This window comes from Kitasatospora sp. NPDC094016 (assembly GCF_040304045.1).
GTDB lineage: Bacteria > Actinomycetota > Actinomycetes > Streptomycetales > Streptomycetaceae > Kitasatospora.
Window position 1 is genome coordinate 49,162 of sequence record NZ_JBEOUK010000010.1, and the last position, 15,074, is coordinate 64,235.

14 protein-coding genes are annotated in these 15,074 nt (G+C 72.9%); 3 read left to right on the forward strand and 11 right to left on the reverse strand.

The window, feature by feature from the left end; genetic code table 11:
• Window positions 1-312: 312 nt before the first annotated feature.
• The 5 genes from ABT015_RS12560 to ABT015_RS12580 form a co-directional block, all read right to left on the reverse strand.
• Entirely contained in the window at window positions 313-3,423 is a 3,111-nt protein-coding gene (locus ABT015_RS12560) for an AfsR/SARP family transcriptional regulator (RefSeq protein WP_350878837.1), read from the reverse strand.
• Window positions 3,424-3,432: 9 nt separating this feature from the next.
• Window positions 3,433-4,374, reverse strand: coding sequence for a DUF4184 family protein (locus ABT015_RS12565; protein WP_350878838.1), 942 nt, complete (start codon window positions 4,372-4,374; stop codon window positions 3,433-3,435).
• Window positions 4,375-4,655: 281 nt separating this feature from the next.
• On the reverse strand, window positions 4,656-4,913 hold the full coding sequence (locus tag ABT015_RS37970; RefSeq protein WP_502897293.1) for a zinc-binding dehydrogenase: 258 nt from the start codon (window positions 4,911-4,913) through the stop codon (window positions 4,656-4,658).
• Between the two features lie 220 nt (window positions 4,914-5,133).
• Entirely contained in the window at window positions 5,134-6,036 is a 903-nt protein-coding gene (locus ABT015_RS12575) for a hypothetical protein (RefSeq protein WP_350878839.1), read from the reverse strand.
• Window positions 6,033-6,374: a PadR family transcriptional regulator gene (locus tag ABT015_RS12580; RefSeq protein WP_402457301.1), complete on the reverse strand. Its 342-nt coding sequence runs from the start codon at window positions 6,372-6,374 to the stop codon at window positions 6,033-6,035. The genes ABT015_RS12575 and ABT015_RS12580 overlap by 4 nt, the downstream gene beginning before the upstream one ends.
• Before the next feature lie 197 nt (window positions 6,375-6,571).
• Between ABT015_RS12580 and ABT015_RS12585 the strand changes: the two genes are divergently transcribed.
• Window positions 6,572-7,723 (forward strand): serine hydrolase domain-containing protein, encoded by a 1,152-nt coding sequence (locus tag ABT015_RS12585; protein WP_350878840.1) that lies wholly within the window; start codon window positions 6,572-6,574, stop codon window positions 7,721-7,723.
• A gap of 302 nt (window positions 7,724-8,025) precedes the next feature.
• On the opposite strand, the gene ABT015_RS12590 is transcribed toward ABT015_RS12585, so the two are convergent.
• Complete coding sequence (locus ABT015_RS12590; protein ID WP_350879005.1) at window positions 8,026-8,547, reverse strand: TetR/AcrR family transcriptional regulator; 522 nt, start codon at window positions 8,545-8,547, stop codon at window positions 8,026-8,028.
• 316 nt (window positions 8,548-8,863) lie between these two features.
• On the opposite strand from ABT015_RS12590, the gene ABT015_RS12595 reads away from it, so the two are divergent.
• Window positions 8,864-9,829: an alpha/beta hydrolase family protein gene (locus ABT015_RS12595; RefSeq protein WP_350878841.1), complete on the forward strand. Its 966-nt coding sequence runs from the start codon at window positions 8,864-8,866 to the stop codon at window positions 9,827-9,829.
• Window positions 9,830-9,914: 85 nt separating this feature from the next.
• On the opposite strand, the gene ABT015_RS12600 is transcribed toward ABT015_RS12595, so the two are convergent.
• From ABT015_RS12600 to ABT015_RS12620, 5 genes are all read right to left on the reverse strand, one after another.
• Window positions 9,915-10,625: a hypothetical protein gene (locus tag ABT015_RS12600; RefSeq protein WP_350878842.1), complete on the reverse strand. Its 711-nt coding sequence runs from the start codon at window positions 10,623-10,625 to the stop codon at window positions 9,915-9,917.
• Window positions 10,626-10,829: 204 nt separating this feature from the next.
• The gene (locus tag ABT015_RS12605) at window positions 10,830-11,030 is read right to left on the reverse strand and encodes an MbtH family protein (RefSeq protein ID WP_350878843.1); all 201 of its coding nucleotides are present in this window, start codon (window positions 11,028-11,030) and stop codon (window positions 10,830-10,832) included.
• A gap of 49 nt (window positions 11,031-11,079) precedes the next feature.
• A complete protein-coding gene (ddaH, locus tag ABT015_RS12610) occupies window positions 11,080-11,958 on the reverse strand; it encodes a dimethylargininase (RefSeq protein WP_350879006.1) in 879 nt (292 codons plus the stop codon).
• Window positions 11,955-12,779, reverse strand: a complete 825-nt coding sequence (locus ABT015_RS12615; RefSeq protein WP_350878844.1) for an ABC transporter permease — start codon at window positions 12,777-12,779, stop codon at window positions 11,955-11,957. The genes ddaH and ABT015_RS12615 overlap by 4 nt, the downstream gene beginning before the upstream one ends.
• An 86-nt stretch (window positions 12,780-12,865) precedes the next feature.
• Window positions 12,866-13,777, reverse strand: coding sequence for an ATP-binding cassette domain-containing protein (locus ABT015_RS12620; protein WP_350878846.1), 912 nt, complete (start codon window positions 13,775-13,777; stop codon window positions 12,866-12,868).
• Between the two features lie 460 nt (window positions 13,778-14,237).
• Here ABT015_RS12620 and ABT015_RS12625 point away from each other — a divergent pair, with 460 nt between their 5' ends.
• Window positions 14,238-14,714 carry a GNAT family N-acetyltransferase gene (locus tag ABT015_RS12625; RefSeq protein ID WP_350878847.1) on the forward strand — a complete coding sequence of 159 codons (477 nt, stop codon included), beginning with the start codon at window positions 14,238-14,240 and terminating at the stop codon, window positions 14,712-14,714.
• Window positions 14,715-15,074 lie beyond the last annotated feature (360 nt).

Consider the following 15,074-nt stretch of genomic DNA (forward strand, 5'->3'; position numbering starts at 1 on the left):
GGAGTGACGGGAGTGACGGTTGTGTTGATCTGATGTCTACCGGCCCCTGCGAGCGTTCGGACGTCTTGCCGTAGGTACGTAGGGAGCGTCATCCGTGTTTCGAACGATTGTTGTCCGTACGGCTGTTGCCGGTGCGGCCGTGCTGGTGCCGGTGGTGGGCGCTGTTGCCGTGGGCGCTGTTGCCGTGGGCGCGGGGGCCCCCGCGCGGCAGGGCTCGCCGACCGAGCCGTCGGCACAGGCCTGCGGCGGGTCGGCCGGCGCGCACTGCCTCTCGGGGCACATCGCGTGGAACGGCACCGGTCTCGTCATTCGCTACCGGGGGTGAGGGATCCGGTCGGCGGTCGCCAGGGCGGCCAGCATCGACGTCACGGCGGCGGCCTCCGGGGCGCTGAGGCGGCTGAGCAGTAGACGCGCCTTCGCTTCCTGATGCCGGGCGGCGTGGTGGTCACTGCGGGCCGTCATCGCATGGGCCAACACCAGGTGGGCGAGAGCGCGTTCGCGCTGTCGCCCACCTTCTTCTGCGAGGTCCAGTGCCCGCTCCGCCTGCTGCACGGCCTCGTCGAGCCGTCCGAGCAGGCGCAGGACGTCGGCCAGGCGGCTTCGGGCGGCCGACTCGCGGTCGAGATCGCCGGTGACGCCCGCACAGCAGATGCAGGACCGCAGCTGCGCCGCGGCGTCGTCGAGTCGGCCCAGCTCCTGGTAGGCGAGGCCGAGGACGTAGTGCACGTACGCGGTCATCGCGACGTCGGCGGTCCCCCCGGGTGCCGCGAGGATCCGCTGACAGGTCTGCACCGCCGTGGCCGCGTGGCCGGTGCGGATGCGGGACAGGGCCGCGTTCGCGGTGCTCGCCACCTCGCCGGACCGGTGGCCGAGCCGCCGGGCGAGCGCCACCGCCTCGTCGAAGGCGGTGATCGCCTCCTCGTGCCGGCCCTCGGCCTGGGCGATGAGGCCCAGGTCGTTGAGGGCTTGCCGGAGAACGGCCGGGTCTTCCGCCTCCCGGCACGCTTCGGCCGCCTGCCCGGCCTGTGCGCCGGCCTCGCCGAGCCGGGCCCGGGCCAGCAGGACCGTGCCGAGGAGGAACCGCGACCGGCCCTCCGCGCAGCGGTCGCCGGCCGCGACGGCGGCGGCGATCAGTGTCCTGGTGGCGTCTTCCGCCCGGCCGCCCACGGCGCCGAGGCCGAGCGGGCTGAGGGCGATCAGCAGGTCGACGGCCGCCCGCAGGTCGGTCACCGCCGAGGGCCGGCCGTCGGCGAGGGCGCGCAGGGTGTCCGTCGCGACGGCGGCCGAGAGCGCCACGGCGCCGGGTGTCTCGGTCCGGGCCCAGCGGCGGGCGTCGGCCAGATCCGCGAAGACCGGGGCGGCCAGGGGGACCGGAGATCGGCCCGGACGGGCGGCCGGCTGCTGGAGCGGCTCGCCGAAGACGTCGGCGACCGGGTCGCCGGGTACGGCGAGGGTGAAGGCCGTGCGGGCGCAGCCGAGCAGGTGGGTCAGCAGCCGCTGCTGGGCGCCGGCCCGTTCGTGGTCGCCGGTCCGCAGCGACGCCCGGCGGGCGAAGGCGCGCACCAGGTCGTGGTAGCGGTAGCGCCCGGAGCCCGTCGACTCCAGCAGCGCCTGGTCCACCAGCGACTCCGCGAGCCGCTCCGCCTGGTACTCCGCCAGGCCCAGGACTGCGGCTGCCGACGCCAGGCCGAGGTCGGGCTCCGCCCAGGAGAGCATCCGGAACGCCGTGGCCAGGGGTGGTGGGAGCAGCCGGTAGCTGAGCTCGAAGACCTGCTCGATCGCCAGGTCGCCCGTGCGCAGGGCGTCGATGCCCTCGCGGTCGTCGGCCAGGCTCCGGACGAGCTCGGCGATCGGCTGGTCCGGGGTGGCGGCGAGCCGGGCCGCGGCGATCCGTACGGCCAGGGGGAGCCGGCCGCAGGCATCGACCAGCATCCTGGCCTGGGGGCCCTGTTCGGACCGGCGCGCCGCGCCGATGACCGAGTCGAGCAGGCCGATCGCCTCGGGCTCGCTGAACACGTCCAGCGCGACGTGCAGGACCGACGGCACACTGGTGAGCACCGTGCGGCTGGTGACGATGACCGCGCAGTCCGACGAGCCGGGCAGCAGCGGCTGGATCTGGGCCTCGTCGCGTGCGTTGTCCAGGAGGATGAGCAGCCGTCGTCCCGCGCTGGCGGTCCGGAACAGCGCCGACCTGCTTTCGAGGTCCTTGGGGACAACTGCCGCCCGGACACCCAGCGTTGTCAGGAAGTCCGCCAGGATGTCGGACGCGTTCGCGGGCACCAGGTCGGCGCCGCGCAGGTCCGCGTACAGCCGGCCGTCCGGGAAGTCCGGGCGCACGATGTGGGCGGCTCGCACCGCGAGGGTCGTCTTCCCCACCCCGGCCATCCCGGTCACGGTCACCAGTCGCAGTGCGGGGCTGGTCCGTCCGGTCAGTGCTTGTCCGATTCCGACAATGTGGTCTTGCCGCCCGATGAACTGCGACAGCACCGGGGGGAGTTGGTCCAGGGTCCCACCACCGGCCGCGCGGTCGGCGCCTCGGTCGGCCCTGCGGTCTGCCGGGGTGGGCGATAACGCTACGTCAGGGCGTAAGTCCGGACCGGGTGCGGCGGCCCTCGATCGTATGGTGGCATCCACACCGAGATCGTGACACAACTCCGTGAGTACGGGAGCCGGTTCGATCCCCAGCTGCTCCGCCAGCCGCAATCGAAGCGCGTCGTAGACCGCACGCGCCTCGGACGTGCGCCCTTGCCCACGCAGTGCGCGGATGAGCAGTTCCTGGAGGCGCTCGTGGAACGGGTGGTCACCGGCCAGCTGTTCCAGCTCCGGCAGGTAGCCGGAGGGAGCGTCGAGGGCCACGTCGAGTGCCGCGTCGAGGGCTACGTCGAGGGCTACGTCGAGGGCGAGGCGCTCCTCCAGGAGGGTGAGGCGCAGCCTCGAAAGCCGTTCCCGCTCGCGGCACATGAGCGGCCCCGGCAGGCCGGCGAGCGGCTCCCCGTGCCACTGGGCCAGGGCCTCTCCCAGCGCGTTCCGGGCCTCCTGCGGCCGCTCGGTGGCACACCTGCCGGCCAGCTCCTGCAAGCGCTTGACCCGCCACAGGTCCACGCGGTCCGGCTCGACGGCCAGGCGGTAGCCGCCCGTTCGGGAGATCAGCACCCTGGGCACCGTGCGCACGGGCTCCAGCAGATTCCGCAGCTGCCACATGTAGGTGCGCAAGGTGGTGTCGGGCGCACCGGGCGGGTGGTCGCCCCACAGGTCGGCGATCAGCTCGTCGACCGTCACGACCGCGTTCGGGCGCAGCAGCAGGGCGGCCAGTACCGACCGCTGCCGCGGGCCGCCGAGGCGCAGGTCCGTGCCGGCGCGCCGGACCCGCAGCGTGCCGAGTAGCGCGAAGCTCGGCGAATCCTGATCATGATCTGGACGCACGTGTTCCCCTCATCCGGTCGGCCGGGTACCGCTCCGGCCATCGGCCTCTGCCTGGTGTTCCGATTGTCGGTGAACGGCCCCGCGTTCTCCCCGCAGGCCCGGGCGTACTGTGTCAACTCTGCCCCGGTGGAAGCGGGTTGCCGCGAGGGCGCGCCGACTCCACCACACGAGGACGTACAGGGTCAGGCTGCCGATCAGGCCGGCGCCCGCGCCCTTCGCCGCGTCGGACAGCACCCCTTCGACCACGGCGCCCAGCGGCAGCCCGTCCGTCACCGCCTCCGGGCCGGCGTGCCACCGCCAGGCGTGGGCGACGGCTCCGACGAGCGCGACCAGGGCCATGGCGAGGAGGACAGGGCGCCGGATTGCGCTGCCGGACTTCACCCGGCCCTCACCGGCGAGGAATCGGGCCCGCCTCGGCCACACGTACACCGCGACGGCGGCCAGGCCGCCGACCGTGCTCGCGTGTTGCAAAGCCCGTGCCCAGGTGAGGCCGCCCACCAGCGTGGAGTCGAGCCAGGGCGTACGGGTGACCACGAAGCCGTCGACGTGGGTGAAGGCGTCCCAGACCAGGTGTGTGGCGACACCGATCAGGGCGGACAGCACGATCCACCCGGCTCGCCGCGCCAACTCGCCGACAGTGCGCAGCCGCCGCGACGAGGTGACGGGCACAGGCACCGACAGCAGCGACGCCAGGGGGCGATGACCGGCGCGGAGCAGTCCCCACAGGGCGAGGGCGTACGGCAGGGCGACGGTGACAGCGCCCTGAGCGCTGTGCGAGGTCGTCGCGTTGACGAAGGGTTCGTACCAGGACTGCGCACTGACGGGCAGTCCCGTGGTGCCGACGAAGTAGGGCAGGTCCGGTGCGACGGCTCCGGCGACCAACGCGGCCCGGCTGAAGGGCCTCCGCAGCAACGGCAGTACGGCCGCCGGGTGGGCCAGGGTGAACGGCATGGGCATCCTCTCGCGCAGACCCTCAATAGTCCGTCGAACGGAATGCTACGTCAAACGGACTAATGGGCCGGACCACCTCGCGCCCGGGCCTGCATCACGGCCGGCGTCGACACATCGCCCCCGACCGCCTCCGCCACACCGCGTCCGCCGGAGCATGCCGCTCGGCCGGGTTCGGAAAGCAGGCGGCGAACCGCACATAGCTTCCGGGAGGCCCCTGGCGTACGTCGAGCGCGGGCAGACCGCGCACGACCACGCCTGCGCGGCGGCGCGCCTGCGCGGCGCTAGATGAGAGTGACGATCTTTCCCCGGGCGTGTCCGCGCTCGGAGTGGGCGTGGGCCTGTGCGATCTCCTCCAGGGCGTAGGTCCGTTCGACGCGTGGCGTGTAACGGCCCTGCGCGCCGAATCGGGCGGCTTCGGCGAGGAGCACGCCGAACGCGCCCGCATCAGCGAACGCATCAGCGACCTCACCGCGGCACGCGACCGCCTCGACACGGTGATCGCCAACACCCGCAATCCCCCGCCCGAGTGCGTCCACCATCCGGAACAGGTCACCCCCGATCGGCGGTCCGGCCCCGGGGGATCACGGTGAACCCGGCCCGGCGCAAGGCCCGTCGTGAGGTCGTGAGTACGAGAACCGGGTCAGCGCACTGGCGCCGACGGAGTCATGACCGTTCTCACCGATGACCCACGGTTCCGTTGATCCGACCGCCGCCGATTCAGTCGGGTCGTCAGGCCGTTCAGTCGGGTCGTCAGGCCGTTCAGCGCAGGACGCGACCGCTTCGCTTCAGGCGGCCGGCGAGCCAGGCGGCCACCGCGGTGGCCGGCAGCGCGGCCGCCAGGCACGCCACGACAGCCGCCTCCCCCCACGCCACCGTGTAGGCCTGGGCGAGCAACGGCGGGGAGGCCAGGGCCATCGCCGCCAGCTCGCGGCCGCCCCGCGATCCGCTGGACCAGGTCAGCGCGACACCGGTCGCGGCGAGGACGACCAGCGGCCAGCACCCGTAGTCGGTACTGACCCACGGCACCCCGTGCGAGGCGATGACCGCCCGCGGCACCACCACGAGCGCGACCACGGCACCGGCCGCGCCCGCCCGCCCCGCCGCGACGCCCTCCGCCCGCCGGTCCTGCGGGCAGGCGAGCAGCACGGCCGCCGCCAGGACCATCGCGGCCGGGGTGACCACCGGGTCGCCGAACGCCCGCCCGCTGACCACCGCGGCCGCCGCGAAGGAGAGCAGCCCGGCCACCGCGCAGGGCACCCCGAGGCGCCACCGGCCGGCCAGCGCCGCCACCGACCCCGCGACCACGACCAGCGACGAGACGAGCAGCGCGCCCCACGCCCCCGACAGGTCGGTTCCGAGTCGCACCCCCAACGGGGCGGGCGAGGAGACGACGTCGGCGTACCAGCTCAGCAGGTGCAGGCCGCAGGCGGCGGCCGCGGCGGCCAGCGCGAAGGGGTACGCCAGCGCGAGGACCTTCGCGACGGGAGCGGCCGTGCCCAGCCCCATCCGCATCCTCATCGCGTGCGCCGCCAGACCCGCGCCCTCCCGCAGCCGCGAGCCCAGCGGCTCACCCGCGGTCATCTCGCGGAAGGTCGCGACGATCTCCGCGCCGTGGGCCCGGCGGTAGGCGGCGGGATAGAGCCGCAGGACGCGCTCGATCATGCGGAGGCCGCCGGCGGCTTGGCGACGGACAGGCGGCGGGTGGCCTCCTTCGCCGCCGCGGCCAGGCGCTCGGCCTCCACCGCGAGCCGCTCCCGCCCCGCCGGGGACAGGGTGAAGATCCGCCGGGCCCGGCCGTCGACGATCTCCTCGCGGTCGATGTCGATCAGGCCGTCGGCCAGCAGCCGGTCCAGGGCCCCGTACAGCGCGCCCGTACGCAGCGCGACCCGGCCGCCGGTCATCGCCTTGACCTCCTGCGCGATGGCGTATCCGTGCCGGGGCGCGTCCGCGAGGGCGGTCAGCACCATCAGGGTGGGCTCTTGCATCACACGTTCACTCACCTCACGAAGATAGTCACTCCGCCGGACCATCTCAACGCGGCCGGCCGGGCCCGAGGCGAGGTGCGCACGACAGGACCGCCCGTCGTGGTCACGCGGGCGCCTCGGTGGGAAGGATGCAGTCGACGGGCGGCCACGTGGGTTGCGGTCGTGGCCGCCCGTCGACGTCCCTGTCGTGATCGAGCCGGGAGGAAGCGCTGATGGAGGAGAACGTGGTGCGGGGCACGGTGGCCGAAGGATTCGAGTCGGTCCGTGCGGAGTTCGCCGCGGTCGCGGCCGGGGAGGGCGGCGACCACGCCGCGCAGCTCGTCGCCTACCGGCACGGGGAACGGGTCGTCGACCTGTGGACGGGCCCGGAAACCACCGCGGACTCACTGTTCGGCGCGTACTCCGCGTCCAAGGGCGCCACGCACCTGGTCGTCGCGTCCCTCGTCCAGGAAGGCGTGCTGGACCTGGAGCAGAAAGTCGGCCACTACTGGCCGCAGTTCGCGCTGGAGGGCAAGGGGGACGTGACGCTGCGCGAGCTGCTGGCGCACCGGGCCGGCCTGGTCGGCGCGGACACGGGGTTCACGATCGAGGAACTCGCCGACGACCGGATCGTCGCCGAGCGCCTCGGTGCGCAGCGCCCCTACTGGCGGCCGGGCACCGCGTTCGGCTACCACGCGCTGGTCATGGGGGCGCTCAGCGGCGAGGTGGTGCGCCGTGCCACCGGGCGCAGCGTCCAGGAGCTGTTCGCCGAGCGGGTGCGCGACGCGTACGGGGTCGACTTCCACCTCGGGCTGCCGCAGGAGCACGAACCGCGGTTCCTCAGTGCCCGGCCGATGGTGGTCACTCCCGAGCGGCTGGCCGCGCTGACCGCGTCCGCGAGCGCCCCGAACAGCCTGTCCGGCATCGCCTTCAACCGCCATCACCCGCAGAACCCGGAGGTGTGGGAGCTGCCCAACTTCCCGGCCGTCCGCACCTCGGGGACGGCCTCGTTCGGCGGGACGGCCTCGGCGCGCGGCCTGGCCCGGATGTACGCCGTCGCGATCGGACCGGTCGACGGCACGGCCCCCCTGCTCAAGCCGGAGACGCTCGCGCTGGCCGGGCAGATCCAGTCCATCGGCCACGACGTGGTCCTCGGCGAGCAGAAGGCCTTCACCATCGGCTTCCACGCCACCTCCGAGTACTACCCGCAGCTCGGCCAGGGCTCGTTCGGCCACAGCGGCGCGGGCGGCCAGCAGGCCTTCGCCGACCCGCGCAACGGCATCGCCTACGGCTACACCCGCCGCCGCACCCCCTTCCCCGCCGCCGCCGGCCCGGAGAACGACCGCCTGATCCGCACCCTCTACGAGGCCGTCGCCACCCGGTGACATGCACTGCCGCGATACCGGGCCCTCCCGCCGGGCGCGGCCTGATTGTCGGCCACCCACGCAAGTGCCTCTGAATTCAGCCGCATTGACTCGTGAAACACCGGTTTGATGCCCAGTCGGATGTGGCTGGCCCGGGCCGAATCCCAGGCCGGCCACATTGTGCGAAGTGGCATGCCCCCGAATGTCAGCAGGACCAAGTCGAGCCGGTACCTCGGTACTTCTCGACCGGGATCGGGCGGACGTCGGGGTGCATGCGGTCGGTGTAGAGCAGGCTGTCGAGGTTTCGGAGGGCCCTCGGCGCGTCAGGATGACGGGGGTCGCTGGAGGCCCTGGAGGAGCAGGTCGACCAGGCGGCGGGGGTCGTAGCGGGGGTCGCCGTCGCGGCCGGCGCAGAGGTTGCCGATGCCGCGCATCAGTTCGTAGGCCTGGGTTCCGGGCCTGATCTCGCCGGCCTCGGCCGCGGCGGCGAGCAGTTGGGCGCAGACGGGCACCAGGCGGTCGAGGAAGTAGGCGTGCAGCGCGTCGAAGCCGCTGCCGTCCGATTGCAGCGCGTTGGCGAGTCCGTGTTTGGTGACCAGGAAGTCGACGAAGAGGTCGACCCATTGGCGAAGTGCCGCGAACGGGGAGTCGGCCTCGGCCAGCAGGGCCGGGCCGGCTTCGGCGCAGGCCTCGACCTGGTGGCGGTAGACGGCGACGACGAGATCCGCGCGGGTCGGGAAGTGGCGGTAGATCGTCCCCGTTCCGACGCCCGCCCTGGCCGCGATCTCGCGGATCGGCGCGTCGACGCCGGAGGAGACGAACACCTCGGCGGCGGCGGCCAGCAGCGTCTGCCGGTTGCGCTGCGCGTCGGCCCGCCTTCCCCTGGCCGGCTGCTCCCCGGGCGGGGTCTCTCCTGGCGGGGTCTCTCCTGGCGGGGTCTCTCCTGGCTGGGTCTCTCCGGACTGGCCCGCAGTGGACACGACGTTCTCCTTCCGACAGCCGTCGACCGTCGACCGTTGACTAAGCGGAACGCTGTTCCGTATAGTAAGTGGAACAAGGTTCCGGTTTCAGCTTAGCCGAAACCGGACGCTCCCGACCGCCTCGCCCGCCGCCGGCCGCTCAGGCCCGACGAGGAGAGGCCCCTGAAGGGACATGCGCACCATGAGCGAATCGACGCACCCGGCCGACACCTTCGGCCCGCCCGCCCCCGTCCCCGTCCTCTCCGTCAGCCCGGTCGTCCTGCCGGTGCCCGGCCGGGCCGTGGACCTGGAGGTGCGGGTCTCCGCGCCGGTGACCGGGAGCGACCTGCCGGTCGTCCTCCTCTCCCACGGCCAGGGCCACTCGAACAACCTCTCCTCGCTGAACGGCTACGCCCCCCTCGTCAACTTCTGGGCCGCGCACGGCTTCGCCGTGATCCAGCCCACCCATCTCAGCTCGACCACGCTGGACCTCGCCCCCGACACCCCCGGGGCACCCATGTACTGGCGGTCCCGGGCCGAGGACATGACGCGCGTCCTCGACCGGCTCGACGCGATCGAGGCCGCCGCCCCTCAACTCCTCGGACGCCTGGACCACGGCAGGGTCGCCGTCGCCGGGCACTCGATGGGCGGGCACACCGCGAGCCTGCTGCTCGGCGCCCGGCTCACCGACCCCGACGACGGGACGACGGTGGACCTGGCCGAGCCCCGGATCACGGCGGGCGTCCTCCTGGCCGCACCCGGCAGGGGAGGTGACGCCCTCACCCCGCTGGTGGCCGAGAACTACCCCTTCCTCTCGACCCCGGACTTCTCCCGGATGACGACGCCCGCGCTCGTGGTCGCCGGGGACAAGGACGCCTCCGCCCACCTGACGGTCCGGGGCCCGGACTGGCACACCGATCCGTACACCCTCTCCCCCGGCCCCAAGTCGCTGCTCACCCTGTTCGACGCGGAGCACGGGCTCGGCGGGATCTCCGGATACGACGTCGCCGAGACCACCGACGAGAACCCCGCACGGGTCGCGCTGCTCCAACGGCTCACCTGGGCCTACCTGCGCACCGCGCTCCACCCCGGCGACCCCGCCTGGCAGACGGCATGCGACACGCTGGCGGCCGACGCCGACCCGCTCGGCCGGGTCGACTCCAAGTAGGAGCAGCCGAGCGCGTGGTTCATCCGGCGCCGTCCCCTCGGTGAGCGCGAGGGCGCGGGTGGTCGACGGCCGCCGACCACCCGCGCTACTCCACCGGCGAGACGTGCAGCACGGGAAGCGTCGGCGCCGTGGACGGTCGCCCCGTCAACTCGCGGTATCGGCGCACCCGGGACACCCCGGACAGGCTCGCCGTCACCGTCACGGCGAGCGCCAGCCACAGGGCGGCGCCCGCCGTGGCGAGCACCCCGGAGACCCGGTCGACCGCCGTGAGGCCCACGCCGAAGACCGCCACCGACGGAAAGACGGACAGCGTGACGGGCAGGGCGATCCAGGTCGAACTGCGCGTGCTGTCCCCGCCATGGGCCCGGAACGCCCGCCGGGACGTCCGCATCGCCTCACGGACCCCGACGCCGTCGATCATCATCGCCGGCAGTACCAGGTAGGAGGCCATCGCCCACCAGATCCCGACCAGCAGCAGCGACCCCAAGAAGATCACCACCACACCGACCAGTGCCCACAGCACGATCGCCGGCAGCCGCCGCAGCGCCCGCCCGTAGCCGGCCGCGATCCCGACCGGCCGCCCCCGCAACGCGTCATCCGCCGCGAAAATCAACACCGCGTTGAAGAACGTGGCGCAGACCGCCACGGCGAGGATCGCGACCACCACCGATGCCACGTTCCCCAGGACGGCCCCCGACCACAGCCCCGCCACCCCCGAGGCGAGCGCCCCGACCAACCCGGCGAGCACCACACCGGCGATCCCGGGCAGGAGCAGCAGCGCCTTGTGCTCCCACATCACCCGTGCCGATTCCCTGACCGGCCTCTCCGTGGACAACGTCCCACCCCAAAGGTTCTCAACCGGGCGAGCCAGTCACTCCCGGGGCCTCTCCGGCAGGTCCCAGCACGCTTCCTGATCGGCCGATTCGTCGAACTCGTCGCGCAGCGGCCTCGGCGGGAACTCTGCCATCCCGTGGGGCAGCGGGGCGGGGCGGGGCGGCGGTCAGTCGTGGGCCAGGGTTCGGGGGCGGATGTCGGGCCAGGTCTGCTCGATGTGGTCGAGGCAGGCCTGGCGTCGCGCCGCGCCGAACACCGTGTTCCAGCCCTCGGGCACGGCGGCGAAGGCGGGCCACAGTGAGTGCTGGCCCTCTGCGTTGACCAGGACCAGGTAGTCGGCGTCGGGGTCGTCGAAGGGGTTCGTCACCACGTCGTCCTCTCGTGCTTGGTGAAAACCGGTGGGTTTGCCGGTGCGGTCAGCGGCCGCGCAGTTCCAGGGTGCAGCACTTGACGCTGCCGCCCGCCTTGAGGAGTTCGGTGAGGTCCACGCCGATCGGCTCGAAGCCGCGTCGGCGCAGTTCGCCGATCAGGTGGGTGGCCGACTCGGGGAGCAGGACGTGGCGGCCGTCGGAGAGCGCGTTGAGGCCGAAGACGGCGGCGTCCTCGGCGGTCGCCTGGACGGCGTCCGGGAACAGTTCACGCAGTACCGCCCGGCTGCCGGGGGTGAAGGCCTGCGGGTAGTACATGATCTCGTCGTCGGAGAGGACGGCGAGCGCCGTGTCCAGGTGGTAGAACTCCGGGTCGACCAGGGTCAGGCTGGTCACCGGGACACCGAAGAACTCCTGGGCCTCGGCGTGCGACCTCGGGTCGGTGCGGAAGCCGGTGCCGGCCAGCAGCCGACGGCCGGCCAGCAGGTAGTCGCCCTCACCCTCGTTGATGTGCTCGGGCCACAGCAGTTCGGACCAGCCCTGCTCGCGGAACCAGGACAGGTAGGCCGGGCCCTCGGCCGTGCGCTCGGCGTGGCGGAAGCGCGCGCCCAGGACCTTCCCGTCGACCACGGTCGCGCCGTTGGCCGCGAAGACCATGTCGGGCAGTCCGGGCAGCGGGTCGATCTCCTCGACGGTGTGGCCGAGTTCGCGGTAGAGGTCGCGCAGCCTGGTCCACTGGGCGAGCGCGAGTGCGCCGTCGACCGGCTTCTCCGGGTGCATCCAGGGGTTGATGGAGTAGCTGACGCCGAAGTGGCTGGGCCGGCACATCAGGAAACGGCGCTGGCTTGCGACGCGGGCTGTCATCGGGGTGGTTCTCCTCGGTCTGCGTGCTGCATGGTGTTCGTGTCCGGTCCGGGGCCGGTTCAGTCGATGAGCCGGCGGCGCATCCCGCGGACGGCCAGGAACCAGGCGAGGACGGCGAATGCGGCCAGGACGGCCCCGTGCAGGGCGTCGCCCGCCCCGAGCGTCCCGAAGGCGGCGTGGCGCACCAGCTGCGTGCAGTGGTAGATCGGGTTGACGGCCGCCACCCCCTGGACCCAGTCGGGCAGCCCGTCCAGCGGGAAGAACACGCCCGCGGCCATCACCAGCGGTGTGAGCACGCCGGACACCACGAGCCGCAGCCAGTCGATCGCCGGCACCAGGCAGGACACCCACATGCCGAGCAGGGCGAAGGCGAAGCCGGAGACCAGTGCCACCAGCGGCACCAGCAGCAGCTCCGGCCCCGGCGGCAGGCCGATGGCGAGGCAGACCAGCAGCGGCGCGGTGCCGTAGACGGAGGACTTGACGGCGATCCAGGACGCCTCGGCCGTGACCAGTTCCCAGACGTCGACGGGCTGGCACAGGACGGCGTCGTAGATCTTCTGGTACTTGCGGCGGTTGAAGCTCTCGAACATCCCGGCGAAGGCCGAGGCGAAGAGCACCGAGGTGACCACCATGCCGACGCCGACGAACTGCGGGTACGGGTGCCCCTGGACCGAGTCGATCAGCCGGCTGAAGCCGATGCCGAACCCGGTCATGTAGACCAGCGGCTCGATCAGCGAGCCGAAGGTGATGGCGGGCCAGTAGCGGCGGAAGAGCAGCAGTTCGCGCAGCCACACCGCCCGCATGGTCGGCCACAGGGCGGGCGGGAGGCCTGGGGCGGGACCGGTCTGGGCCTCGGTGCGGGGCATGGGCGTCGCCGTGGTCATCGGGTGTCCTCTCTGTGGGGGCGGGCAGGCGGGCGGTAGGCGAGGGGGACGAGGGGCGAGGGAGCGAGGGAGCGGCCGGCCCGGGCTCAGCCGAACAGCTCTCCGGTCAGCGCGACGAACACGTCCTCCAGGGAGGTCGGGCGCAGCACGTCCGGCGGGCCGAGGCGCTCGCGCAGTTGCGCGGAGATCGTCTCGGCGCGCAGCACGGAGACCGCCGGCCCGGTCCGCCGGCTGGGCAGTCCGGCCCGGGCGGCCTCGGCCTCGACGAGTTCGCGCCGGGCGGCGTCGCCCCGGTACTCGGCGGCCTGCGCGCCCGCGTGGGCGCGCAGCAGTTCGGCGGGGGTGCCCCGGGCGATCACCCGGCCGCCGGTCACCACGGCCACCTCGTCGGCGAGCCGTTCCGCCTCTTCGATGTAGTGGGTCGACATGACCACCGTGGTGCCGCTCTCGCGCATCCCGTCGATGACGTCCCACAGGTCCTGCCGGATCTGCGGGTCCAGGCCGACGGTGGGCTCGTCCATGAGCAGCAGCCGCGGGTTGTTGACGATGCCCCTGGCCAGCAGGACCCGCCGGCGCATGCCGCCGGAGAGCGCGTCGGCGCGGGTGTCCGCGCGGTCGGTCAGCCGGACGGCGGCCAGCGCCTGGTCGACCGCCTCACGGTAGCGCTCGCGCGGCAGGGCCGTGAACCGGACGAACACGTCGAGATTCTGGCGCACCGTCAGTTCGGGGTCGATGTTGTCGTGCTGCGGGACGACGCCGACCAGGGAGCGGGCGCGGCGGGAGTCCTCCGGCATCCGGTGCCCGAACACCTCCACGGTGCCCGCGTCCGCGCGGGTCTGCCCGGTGAGCATCCGCATGGTGGTGGACTTGCCCGCGCCGTTGGGCCCGAGCAGGCCCAGGAACATGCCGGGCGGCACTTCCAGGTCCAGGCCGCCCACCGCGGTGGTGGCACCGAACGTCTTGACCGCGCCGCTGATTCGGACGGCAGGAGTGTCCACGCGGGCGCTCCTTTCGGGGAGTCGGGGAAGGCAGGAGGGGAAGGCGGGAGAAGCGCCGGGGAAGAGCAGGGGATGTGCGGGGGAAGGCGGAGGAAGTCGGGCGCAGCCAGGGGAAGTTCGGCGTCGGGGAAGGTACAAGGGAAGTCGGGGAATGTCACCGCCCGGTGCGCCGAAATCCTCGCTCCCCGGGAGCCGGGCCCGCGCGATCATCTAACCGCAGAATCGACTTGTCAGGAACCTGCTTTCGGGGGTTCCCCTGTCCATGACCAGGTGTTAGGTTGCTCGAAGATCAATGCCGCCGGGACGCACTATGTCGGCCCATCCGGGGGGAAATTCGGCTCCGTCACCCGTAGTTCGCGACCGTAGCGTCCGCGCACGACGGGTGTAGATCACGTATTCCTCCTTCGGTCGTCACCCGCGGCACCACCGCCCCTTCACACACCTGACCGAGGAGATGTGGATGCAGTCCGACGGACCGCTCACCGCGAACGTCCGCCTGCGGGCCGCGGTAGCCGAGGACGCCGGTGTCGTCACCGAGGTCTTCCTGGCCTCCCGCACCGCGACCATGGCGTACCTGCCCCGTCTGCACAGTGACGAGGCCACCCTGAGCTGGATCACCCACGTCGTACTCCCCGACACCCGGGTGTGGCTCGCCGAGGACGCCGGGACCGGGGCCGTGCTGGGCTTCGCCTCGCTCGACGGCAACCTGCTCGACCACCTCTACCTGCGCCCCGAGGCGCGTCGCCGCGGCATCGGGACCGTACTGCTGGAGGCCGTCAAGTCGGCCAGCCCGCAGGAGCTCTCGCTGCACGTCTTCCAGAAGAACACCGAGGCGCGCGCCTTCTACGAGCGGCACGGCTTCGTCGTGGTGGACACCAACGACGGCAGCCGCAACGAGGAGAACGAGCCGGACATGACCTACCGCTGGACCGCGTGACTCCCGCCCGCACAACGCGGTAGCCGGTAGTCCCCCCGCTGAGGGACGTCGGCGGGCCGCCGGGGGCCCCGGAGCCCACAAGGACCCCCGGGGCCCCCGGCGGCCCGCACATCACCACGGCCCGCTCATCACCGCGGCCCGCACATCACCACGGCCCGCTCATCACAACGGCGGGGCGCACCGCGGCCTGAACTCACCACGGCCGCGGCCCCCGACGGCCCCGGGGCCCACGCCGCCCCGCGACTCACCGTGCCCGCAACTCACCACGGCCGGGGCCCACAACGGCCAAGAGCCACCGGAAACCACCGTCCGGCCCGCCCGACCCACCCGGCCGGCGGGGCGGTTCCACCTGGAGGGATG

What these genes read in the sequence shown, in the direction of transcription:
- ABT015_RS12565 (WP_350878838.1), bottom strand. Translation starts at nt 4,374, where the DNA reads ATGCCGTTCACCCTGGCCCACCCGGCGGCCGTACTGCCGTTGCTGCGG.
- ABT015_RS37970 (WP_502897293.1), bottom strand. Translation starts at nt 4,913, where the DNA reads ATGGTGGACGCACTCGGGCGGGGGATTGCGGGTGTTGGCGATCACCGT.
- ABT015_RS12575 (WP_350878839.1), bottom strand. Translation starts at nt 6,036, where the DNA reads ATGATCGAGCGCGTCCTGCGGCTCTATCCCGCCGCCTACCGCCGGGCC.
- ABT015_RS12585 (WP_350878840.1), top strand. Translation starts at nt 6,572, where the DNA reads ATGGAGGAGAACGTGGTGCGGGGCACGGTGGCCGAAGGATTCGAGTCG.
- ABT015_RS12595 (WP_350878841.1), top strand. Translation starts at nt 8,864, where the DNA reads ATGAGCGAATCGACGCACCCGGCCGACACCTTCGGCCCGCCCGCCCCC.
- ABT015_RS12600 (WP_350878842.1), bottom strand. Translation starts at nt 10,625, where the DNA reads ATGTGGGAGCACAAGGCGCTGCTGCTCCTGCCCGGGATCGCCGGTGTG.
- ABT015_RS12615 (WP_350878844.1), bottom strand. Translation starts at nt 12,779, where the DNA reads ATGACCACGGCGACGCCCATGCCCCGCACCGAGGCCCAGACCGGTCCC.
- ABT015_RS12625 (WP_350878847.1), top strand. Translation starts at nt 14,238, where the DNA reads ATGCAGTCCGACGGACCGCTCACCGCGAACGTCCGCCTGCGGGCCGCG.